7 protein-coding genes are annotated in these 10,526 nt (G+C 39.5%); 3 read left to right on the top strand and 4 right to left on the bottom strand.

Translation table 11 applies throughout. The features are described from left to right. Positions 1–398 (bottom strand): glycosyltransferase family 2 protein (locus ACOVO2_RS11190; protein ID WP_421770052.1); only part of this gene is annotated, 398 nt, incomplete at its 3' end. A 267-nt stretch (positions 399–665) separates the two neighbouring features. On the opposite strand from ACOVO2_RS11190, the gene ACOVO2_RS11185 reads away from it, so the two are divergent. Continuing rightward, complete coding sequence (locus ACOVO2_RS11185) at positions 666–1,733, top strand: TerC/Alx family metal homeostasis membrane protein (RefSeq protein WP_421770051.1); 1,068 nt, start codon at positions 666–668, stop codon at positions 1,731–1,733. A 48-nt stretch (positions 1,734–1,781) separates the two neighbouring features. On the opposite strand, the gene ACOVO2_RS11180 is transcribed toward ACOVO2_RS11185, so the two are convergent. Then, on the bottom strand, positions 1,782–5,798 hold the full coding sequence (locus ACOVO2_RS11180) for an AAA domain-containing protein (RefSeq protein ID WP_421770050.1): 4,017 nt from the start codon (positions 5,796–5,798) through the stop codon (positions 1,782–1,784). A 203-nt stretch (positions 5,799–6,001) separates the two neighbouring features. Here ACOVO2_RS11180 and ACOVO2_RS11175 point away from each other — a divergent pair, with 203 nt between their 5' ends. Together ACOVO2_RS11175 and ACOVO2_RS11170 are read left to right on the top strand one after the other, a co-directional pair. Then, the gene (locus ACOVO2_RS11175; RefSeq protein ID WP_421770049.1) at positions 6,002–8,863 is read left to right on the top strand and encodes a M16 family metallopeptidase; all 2,862 of its coding nucleotides are present in this window, start codon (positions 6,002–6,004) and stop codon (positions 8,861–8,863) included. 111 nt (positions 8,864–8,974) lie between these two features. Beyond that, entirely contained in the window at positions 8,975–9,301 is a 327-nt protein-coding gene (locus ACOVO2_RS11170; protein ID WP_421770048.1) for a hypothetical protein, read from the top strand. 148 nt (positions 9,302–9,449) lie between these two features. Here the strand turns inward: ACOVO2_RS11170 and mscL are convergent, their stop codons facing one another. Together mscL and ACOVO2_RS11160 are read right to left on the bottom strand one after the other, a co-directional pair. Next, positions 9,450–9,806: a large conductance mechanosensitive channel protein MscL gene (gene mscL / locus ACOVO2_RS11165; protein ID WP_188766605.1), complete on the bottom strand. Its 357-nt coding sequence runs from the start codon at positions 9,804–9,806 to the stop codon at positions 9,450–9,452. 128 nt (positions 9,807–9,934) lie between these two features. Then, positions 9,935–10,348: an FKBP-type peptidyl-prolyl cis-trans isomerase gene (locus ACOVO2_RS11160; RefSeq protein ID WP_421770047.1), complete on the bottom strand. Its 414-nt coding sequence runs from the start codon at positions 10,346–10,348 to the stop codon at positions 9,935–9,937. Positions 10,349–10,526: the final 178 nt, after the last annotated feature.

Raw genomic sequence — 10,526 nt, 5'->3', positions numbered from 1 at the left:
TAAAGTGGCATTCCGCCCTTTAAAGCACCTTTACCCAAGATTCTCGAACCAAAAACTACTGGATATAAATCTTCACCGATGATACTCACCATTGCTCTGATTAGCTTTGGGGTATATTGATAATCGGGGTGAACCATCACCACAATATCTGCCCCAATTTCGAGGGCTTTTGTATAGCAAGTTTTTTGGTTTCCACCATAGCCTTTATTTACATCGTGGCGGATAACGTGCTGAATACCAATATTTTTAGCTACTTCGGCAGTGTTATCGGGACTATAATCATCAACCAAGATTACTTCGTCAACAATATCAAAAGGGATTTCTTTGTAAGTACGTTCAAGCGTTAGCGATGCACGATACGCTGGCATAACGATGACTACTTTTTTACCATTATACATGAATTATTCGAGTTTTCGGTGCAATTTTGCAAATCAATTCTGTTGAAACTTTGTTACAAAATACAGCATGTTTCTCTTGAATTGCAAATGCTGGGGTTAGTTATTAGTTATTGGTTACTGGAGACTGGTTGTTGATGATTGTTTAAATCATCTCAAATATTGTAAAATATTAGTACTCAACCAGTAGCAAGTTTACAAATAACCAATCACCAAACCATCAAACAAAATGCCAAAATTAAACTGTATATTTATTAAAAACTTGATTTTATGACTTTTTCAAACGAAACAATATTTTTCATCTGTTTCTCGATTTTTGTGGGATTAGTAATGGCCTTCGATTTAGGAGCTTTCAGTAAATCGAAGAGTCATACGGTAAGCTTCAAAGAAGCGGGGCTTTGGAGTGCAGTTTGGGTGGCTTTGGCTATCGGTTTTTTCTTCTTTTTACGCCAATATGGCTACCTAATTCACGATATTAGCGATGCCTCGCATCTTGAATCTGTCAGACTGAAATACTACGACAAGCTAAAACTGCCGACCGATTTCAATGCCGCTTTGCAGGCCTTTGAAAATAGCATGGCTATTGATTATCTAACCGGTTATTTGACTGAGTACTCACTTTCGGTTGATAATATTTTTGTGTTTATCCTGATTTTCAGTTCGTTTGGTGTTCACGAAAAATTCTATAAAAAAGTATTGGTTTGGGGTATTCTTGGCTCAATCGTATTGCGTTTTATCTTTATTTTTATCGGTGCGGCTTTGATTCAAGAATTTGAATGGATTCTTTATATTTTCGGTGGATTTTTGGTTTATACGGGTCTGAAAATTTTCTTTAGCAAAGAAGAGGAGGAAGAAAAAATCGAACCAGCAAACCACCCAGTGGTGAAAGTTGCCTCGAAGATTTTCAATGTTTATAAAAGAAACGTAACCGATAATTTCTTGATTTACCACAAAAAATTCAAGAAATGGTATATCACGCCGCTTTTCTTGGTGATGCTCGTGATTGCGGGTACGGACGTGGTTTTTGCGGTTGATTCTATTCCAGCGATTTTCTCGATTACTAAAGACCCTTACATTGTGTTTTTCTCGAATGTTTTTGCCATTATGGGACTTCGTTCGATGTTCTTTTTCTTATCGAGCATCATGGGGCTTTTCCGATATTTACCTCTGGGATTGGGCGTTTTATTGACATTTATCGGTGCAAAAATGCTTCTTCACCACCAAATGGAAGGCCTTGGCTTCACGAATACGCACTCATTAATAGTGATTGTGGGAATCCTGGCAACCAGTATTCTGGCTTCGATTTTGATTCCTGAAAAGAAAGAAGTGAAGGCCTAACTAATAAGGAAGGCTTCGCTTAAAGCGAAGTCTTCCTTTTATTTCCTTCTAAAAATTCCGACTCCAAAAACGCTCAAATTTCCAGCCTTTTGCTCGGAGATTCATGGGTAAATAAGCGTGTGATTCTTTTGGAGAAATAGCCTCGAAGTATAAATCATCATCAGTTAAAATTAAAGAATCATATTTTCCATTCTCGGCTCTTACGGTTAAATCTGCAAAAGGTAATTCGCTGATATACTGGCTATTACGAGTTTTCAATTGTTCTTTCAAAAACCAATCAGTTCGGAAACTTTCTGGTAGATTGGGCTCGTGCAGAAACTCACCATTCGATATTGCGAGTGCATATTCCAAATACTTTTTCAGCAATTTCGGGCCTTCGTTTTGGGCGTTTTCAACATTGAGCTGATGCGGCAAAATACTACTTACCACATAGATTTTTTCTCTCGCACGAGTAGCCGCCACATTAAGCCTATTTTCACCACCAGTTTGATTCAAACTACCAAAATTCATTAATAATCGGCCATTGGCATCGGGAGCATACCCCACCGAAAAAATAACAATATCAAACTCATCTCCCTGTATATTTTCGATGTTTTTTACAGAAATTTGAGCATTTATTCGTAATTCGTCATTCGTCAATCGTAACTCTATCAACTCTGCTTGTTTATGATTGAAAGTAACCACGCCAATGCTTTTTTCGGGGGAAGTTCGTTGTAGTTCGGCCACCAACTCTACCACTTTTTGAGCTTCTCGTTCGTTAGTGTTTTTCTCCCAAATGCCTTCAACTTTTATATAATTTATGGCAGGCTGATTTCGGCTAATTTGCTCATAATGAGGCAATAAACGCAAAGAATTTTTATAGAAAAACTGATTAGAAAAACCAATCAAATCAAGCGATTGACTGCGATAATGCCCCATCAGTGAAGCCTGTGGTAAGTACTGAGCAGCTAAATCGAGCAGCGAATCTATCTCCAGAATCGGTTCTTCGTCAGTCAAATCTTCTTCGTAGCGAATTTGGTATAAATCATTGGGTTGAAGCTGCTTCGAATCGCCCGCTACCACAATCTGTTTTCCTCTATAAATGGCAGGAATACCGTACTCAGCAAAGCACTGAGAAGCCTCATCAAAAATCACTAAATCAAATAAGCCTTCTTTCATTTCAAACATCGCCGAAACAGATTCGGGCGATGCCATCCAGCATGGAATGAGTTTGAAAAGCTCATCAGAATACGCCTCCAAAACTTTTCTAACCGACCATAATTTTCGTTTTTTAGTAGTTTGATGATGCAGCTCTCGGTAAGTAACTACGTTTTGCAAGCGATTGATTAGTAAATCTTTGTACGTTTGTTCACGCAATTTAAGCAGCACAATTTCTTGACTCAAAGCTTGTTTTTGCAAAACACTTTCTTGCAATTCATCTTCCATTTGCTGCATTTTGAGTGAACTCACACTTCGCAAAATCGGGTAAAGTGTCTCAATGTGCTGAACCCAAGCCAAACGCAAAGAATTCTGAAAAACTTCGGTCGCATTATCGGGGTTTTCTGTCAGTTTTTCAATAATCTCCAGTTCGGTATGGCTGAAAGAATTTTTAAGACTATCAGCTTCTTGGAGGTAATCGAAGAGTAGCCCCACCCCTAACCCCTCAGCAACGGCTGCCGCCCCAATGGAGAGGGGAATCTTTTCTTCCCTCCCTATCGGGGAGGGCTGGGGTGGGGCTGTTATTTGCCAATCACTCAAAAACACCTTCCACTGAGGCAGTTTTTGTTTTACTTCTTTGATGGTTTGTCTTAAATCTGCGTAATATTTTAGAGAAAAGTCGTCGTTTTGAAGAAAATTATTGGCCGTATAAAGAGCAAAAGCATCATTGGCGAGAATATAATTTTTCAAAGTTTGTAAGATTGATTCGGCATCTTCTTTTGCATCAATATAAATCTCTTTTTTTGCCAGTTTATCTTTCAAGTTCTCGAAGGTAATTCTATTATTTATTTTCTCAATAAGCAACTCTAAATCAGCACTTTGCAATGACAAACGATTCTGAAAAAGCAGTTGTTCAACCTCTTTTTTATCTCTAGAAAATAACTTCCAACTAAACCAACTCAATCCCGATTTACTGGCCGTCCAAGCTTGCTCAACTTGGCTTTTTCTGTGTAAAAGAAGCTCATTTGGCAAGGTAGTTTCTATCCAATTTTGGTTGGTCAGTTGGTTTATTTCGGCACTGATTTTCTTTAGGTCAAATTGTCGGTTTACTAAATACTTTTTTTCATTTTTTATTGCTTTAAAAACCTCTGTAACTTCTTCGCTGACAAATAATTCGGAGAATTGTTGTACTATGCTTTCATCAAGATTATTTAGTTCGGTAATTGAAAAACGAGTGAAGTTTTTTGTCTGGAAATCGGCTACTTCGGCAATGACATTTTTGATTTTTGGGACATCGGCAAAAGTAAAATTAGCAAACGAAACTCGGTTTTTCCAAAACTCGTATCCATCGCTCGATTGTAGCTTTTGTTCATACTGAAAATAACGTTTTAATCGACTCTCAAAATCAGCTAAATCATTGAAAGTAAAAACTTTATACTTATCTCCAAGTTCGATATATGGCTTTTCGGTACTGCTCGTCAGATACAATTCTTTGACCGACATTCCGCAAATTGACTCATCAAAAAGGGCATTTTTGAAGGCTTGTAACTCTTCCGAAAGTTTATCAATTCGGCGGCTGGTTTGTGTAAAATTTCTCTCCAGAAAAATCGCATCAAGGCTTTTATTTTTCTTTTGATATTCTTCAACTCGCTCAATCTGATTTGTAATTTTTTCAAAAAGCGATTTTCTGTCATTCTTGAAATCATGAATCAACGCCACAAAATCGGTCATTTGGGCTTTTTCCAATCGCTGATAAACAGTATCGAGTGCTACACGTTTTTGACAAACGACTAATACTTTCTTGCCTCTTGAAGTAAAATCTGCCACCAAATTGGCAATCAACTGAGATTTTCCAGTTCCTGGCGGGCCTTGTACAACCAAAGAACCTCCTACCTTAACTTGCTGAATAGCAAGCTCTTGCGAAGCATCGACGGAGAAAGGAAGGAAAGAATTTTCTTCACGCAAATTCTCTTTTAGTTTCCCCTCCTTTTGAAGGAGGGGAGGCAAAATTCTGACAACGTCGAATTTTGACGGGGTGGTTGGTTCCAACTGTTCATGCTTTAAAACATTTATAGACCCAGAACCACCCCGTCCGACTTCGTCAGGACACCCCTCCTTGAAAAAAGGAGGGGAAATGTTAGAACCTCTCGCTCCTCCCTCATCGGGGATGGCTATAAGTTGCTCATAATCAGGCACCAAATAAGAACCTGCCTGCGGGAAAATACCCAAAACTGCTTGCGGAAAAAGTTTGAGTTCGCCGTTACGTTCGAGTTGTTCTAAATCTGATTTTGTAAACTTCTGAAAATCAGTGAGTTGTTCCGTAAAATTATCTTGATTAAAATTAATTTCAACGGGGCTATTTTTCAATAATTCATACAATTGAGTTCTGAAAACAAGGCTTTCTTTACTAAAATCATCAAATGAAGTTTCGAGCAAATCATCGTTGATTTTTATCTGATTAAAGTGTGAATAAGCCAGCAAAAAACTACGATTTAGGCTAATACTTTCTTCACGTCTTTCGAGTTGCCATTTCTTACCATCATTTTTGAGTGTTACTGGAAAAAATAACAGCGGACAACGCACCACCGTGCCATCCGATAGCTTTCCTTTAACAAACGGATAACCCACATACAAATCTTCCGCCCCACGTTCCTGCTCAATAAATGCTTCGGTTCGGGCTATTTTTCTAAGAATTTTACTCGCTTCGTTTACTTTTTCTAAACGACTATCCATCACATCACAAAGCGAAATTTGCGATTTTTGAGCAATAAGTTGGTTGATTAACTCAAACGAAGGCTTATTATCCAGAAAATCAAGTTGGTGTAAATCAAGAAATTGTTCTTGGGGTAAATTAAGCAACAATAACGAACGATTCCGTGAAGTAAGATTGGTAAGCCGACGAAGATATGTTTTGAGGAGTTTTTGCATAGACAAATATAATTACAGAATACTCAGATTTGACAACTTTTTGAAAGTTGTCAAATCTAAATACCCCTTTCATCAACACTAAACGCTTTTTAACATTTTTTATTTGTAATTGACCATTCTAACTATTTTCTTCGTTATATAATGCAGGTTAGTAGTTTTTTACTCCTCGCCTATTATTTACACAATTAATCCAACAAAAAATTATGTTAAACTATTACCGAAACCTGAACCTCAAGCAGTTCATCATGATGATGCTTGTGGGTATTTTCTTGATTGGTGGCGATGCTTTCGCTCAAAAGAAAGAGAAGAAAAAGCGAAAAAAGAAACAAAAAACCGCTCTTGTAGAAGAAAAAGCCCCAATTCCTGCTCCAGTAAAAGTTACTTCGGTTGAAGGTATCACCGAATATTTGCTGGGCAATGGTCTTCGAGTTTTACTTTTCCCCGACCCATCGAAGCAAACGGCTACCGTAAACATCACGTATTTGGTTGGTTCTCGCCACGAAGGTTACGGCGAAACTGGTATGGCTCACTTACTCGAACACATGGTGTTTAAAGGTACACCCAAACACCCGAATATTCCGCAAGAATTGACTGACCACGGTGCAAGACCAAACGGTACTACATGGCTCGACCGTACCAATTATTTCGAGACTTTTGCCGCTACCGAAGAAAACCTCCGTTGGGCATTAGACCTCGAATCTGACCGTATGATAAACTCATTTATTAAGAAAGAAGACCTCGAAAAAGAGTTTTCGGTAGTAAGAAATGAGTTTGAATCGGGCGAAAACGACCCCGAAAGTGTGTTAAGTGAAAGAGTAATTTCGACAGCATATCTGTGGCATAACTACGGAAACTCAACGATTGGCTCTCGTGAAGACATCGAACGAGTGCCGATTGATAATTTGCAGGCTTTCTACAAAAAATATTATCAGCCTGACAATGCTATTTTGTTAGTTGCAGGAAAGTTTGATGAAGCCAAAGTGCTTAAAATGATCAATGAGGAATATTTTGGTGGAATTCCTCGCCCAACTCGCAAGCTACAACCAACTTACACAGTTGAGCCAGTGCAAGATGGCGAGCGTTCGGTGACGCTTCGTCGTGTGGGCGATGTGCAAGCCATTGGCGTTGCATATCATATTTGTTCAAATAGCCACCCAGATTACCCAGCTTTAGATGTTTTGCAGGGAATTTTAACAAGCCAACCTGGTGGAAAACTCTACAAAGCATTAGTAGAAACCAAACTCGCTTCGAGCCTTTATGCCTATTCATTCACTAATAAAGACCCTACTTTCTTCTATTTTGGTTTAAGTGTTTTGAAAGAAAAGAATTTGGACGATACCAAGAAAGCCTTGCTAACGATGCTCGATGGTATAGGAACAATGGAATTTACGAAAGAAGACGTTGAGCGTGCGAAAAACGAAGCTCTGAAAGGCCTTGAACTCACGCTTCGCAACAGTGAGCGTGTAGGCTTACAAATGAGCGAGTATATGGGTGCGGGCGACTGGCGTTTGATTTTCATCTACCGCGATGCCCTCGAAAAAATTACGGTTGATGATGTAAAACGTGTGGCAAAATATTATTTCAAACCATCGAACCGCACGATTGGGGTGTTTATTCCAGAAGAAAATCCTGACCGTGTGAAAGTACCAGAATCACCAGACGTTGATGCTTTAGTGAAAAACTATAAAGGCCGTGCAGTGGTGGCACAAGGCGAAGCCTTCGACCCATCGCCAGCCAATATCGAAAGCCGCACGAAGCGTGGACAAGAGCCAAATGGTTTTGAATATGCTTTGTTGCCAAAATCGACTCGTGGAAACTCAGTACGAGCAAACATCACGCTACGCATGGGCGATGAGCAAAGCCTCCAAAACAAAGCTACGATTTCACAATACACGGCCTCGATGTTGAACAAAGGCACCAAAACATTGAGCCGCCAACAATTGAAAGACACGCTCGATAAGCTCAAATCACAAGTAAACATCGGCGGTGGTGGCAACAATGTTGGTATAAGCATTGAGTCAACCAAAGATAATTTACCGAAAGTTTTGGCGATTGTTAATGACATTTTGAAAAATCCTGTTTTTGATGAGAAAGAATTTGAAACCATGAAACAAGAAATTTTGGCTCAAGTTGAATCTCAGAAAAGCGACCCACAGGCTTTGGCATTTACGGCGTTCCAACGCATGATGAATCCTTATCCGAAATCTGACGTACGTTATGTACCTACGATTGAAGAAAGCATCGAAAGCAACAAAAACGTAAAACTCGATGACGTTAAGAAATTCTACACTGATTTCTACGGTGCTTCGGCCGCTACGATGTCGGTTGTTGGAGATTTTGATGAAGCGGCTGTGCGTAAAAGCATCAGCACCAACTTCGGAACTTGGAAATCACCAGCACCATTCAAACGCATTCAAGCGGTTTTCCAAGAGATATCGCCATCGAATAGTGCCATCAAAACTCCTGATAAAGCCAATGCTCTTTTCTTAGCAGGTCAAAACCTTCCGTTACAAGAAACCGATGCCGATTATCCTGCATTATTGTTGGGAAATTATATGCTCGGTGGTGGGTTTTTGAGTTCACGTTTGGCAGTTAGGATTCGCCAGAAAGAAGGTATTAGCTACGGTGTTGGTTCAAATCTTTCGGGAAGTCCGTTCGACAAATCGGGTAGTTTTATGACTTATGCCATCTATGCCCCAGAAAATGCTGAAAAACTTGAAAAAGCTTTCTACGAAGAAATCGAAAAAGTAGTAAACGAAGGTTTCACGGCCGACGAATTGAAAGCTGCCAAGTCGGGTTGGTTGCAAAGCCGTAGTGTTTCTCGCTCGCAAGATAACGAACTTTCGAGTCGCTTGAACAACTACTTGTACTACGACCGTACGCTCACATTCGATGCTGACTTTGAGAAAAAAGTCGAGGCTCTTACACCTGAACAAGTAAACGGAGCTATCAAGAAATTTATCGACCCTAAGAAGATTTCAATCGTAAAAGCGGGTGATTTTGATAAAAAACCTGCTACGGGTACTCCTGCCGCTGGTGGGGTTTCGGGCAGCGGGAAGAATTAAAAAGCCCCTCCAACTCCCCGATGGGGAGAGTTTTAACCCCTCTAATATTTTGATTATTAGAGGGGTTTTATTTTTATAGTTTCGTACCTTTACGGTCTAAATTTTCAGTAAATGGACACTAAATTTCTACGTCATATTGCCATTTCGTTGGCCGTAACGGCTTTGGTAGTTTATATTATTTACCACAGCATTGGTTCGGGAGCATACTTGATGATGTCGGCCTTGGCAATTTCAAGTTTTCTGATTGGCTATTTAGAGCCGCACCGTGGCTGGATATTGGCACTCATGCAAGTAGCAATCCTATTAAGTGTCTATTTCTTAAAACTTTTCACGCCTGTAAGTGCAGATATGGCTATGTTTGGCACATTTGCTGGCTGCGGAATCTCGTTGGTTTTTAGCTTTGTAGCTGGGCGTTTAGCGAGGTTATTTGAGAAGTAAATTGTAGGACAACCGCATCGGAGAACCGATTTCCAACTTGTCTCTTATACAGCACATTCTTAACCAACTAACAGCTTACAAAGCTGTCCTGCACAAGAACAATTTAGAAATCGGACGGCAGCGGCCGACCGTCGCCGACGCGGTTGTGCTACTTCTTGGCATTGAGTTTTCTTAGTTCATCTCGAATTTCGATTAATAAATCATCTACTTGTGGTTTTGCTTCGGTGTTTTGACCAAGGGCTTTCAGAAAAAAGTATAGAATTGTACCAACTACCACAAAATCAAAAGTTGCTTGAAGGGCTTCTCCCCAACCAATTTTCACGGTCAAGACCTCGGCATACCTATCTTTCAGATTGACACCACCAACCAAAACTCCCACAAATGGCATGAAGATTTTATCAATCATTGCCGAAATAATTTTCTGAAAAGCCGTACCGATAACTACCCCCGTAGCAAGGTCGATGATGTTGCTACGCATCAAAAAAAGCTTGATTTTCTTCACCATGATTACTGTTTATATTTTCTTTGGTTCAATGATTTACAAATATCCTAAATCCTGCATGATTTTCATAAAAATAGGTCTATGCAAAACTTGCACAGACCTACCTCTTCAATGAAATTACACTTGAAAGATTATCTCGCCGAAAGGATTTCGATGTCGAAAACCAAAGGAGAGTTTCCTGGAATATCTCTACCAGCACCAGCCGAGCCATAGCCCAACGATGAAGGGAAAATAATTGTACCTTTTTCGCCTACTTTTAATTTGGCGATACCTTCATCGAAGCCACCAACTACTTGTCCAACGCCCAATCTGAAACTGAAAGTACCTGCATCAAATTGTTTGTCGTTCAATAAGCGACCTGCGTATTTTACCGAAACCGTTTGTCCAGTAGCGAGTTTTGCACCAGCGGCATTTGGCGAAGTCAGAATAAAACGTAAACCCGAAGCGGTTTTCTCGGTGATTACCAAATTTTTGCTTTTGATATAACTTTCGATTTGCTCATCTTCCGTACCCGAAAAGCCATCTTTTTGACATGCTGCCATCATTATTGCGGTTATAATTACAAGAAATAAATTAATTTTAAACATAAAGCCTTTGATAGTATTAGGTGTTTTTTGAAATAATAAGTTCAAAATTAGGGAAAATTTCTGGTAAAATGGATGGTTATTGTTAAAAACGATAGCATACTCATAATGACAGCAAGCTCATTTTTTGTTGGGTTTG

This window comes from Emticicia sp., assembly GCF_049241225.1.
GTDB lineage: Bacteria > Bacteroidota > Bacteroidia > Cytophagales > Spirosomataceae > Emticicia.
This window is presented reverse-complemented; position numbering and strand designations above follow the sequence as displayed.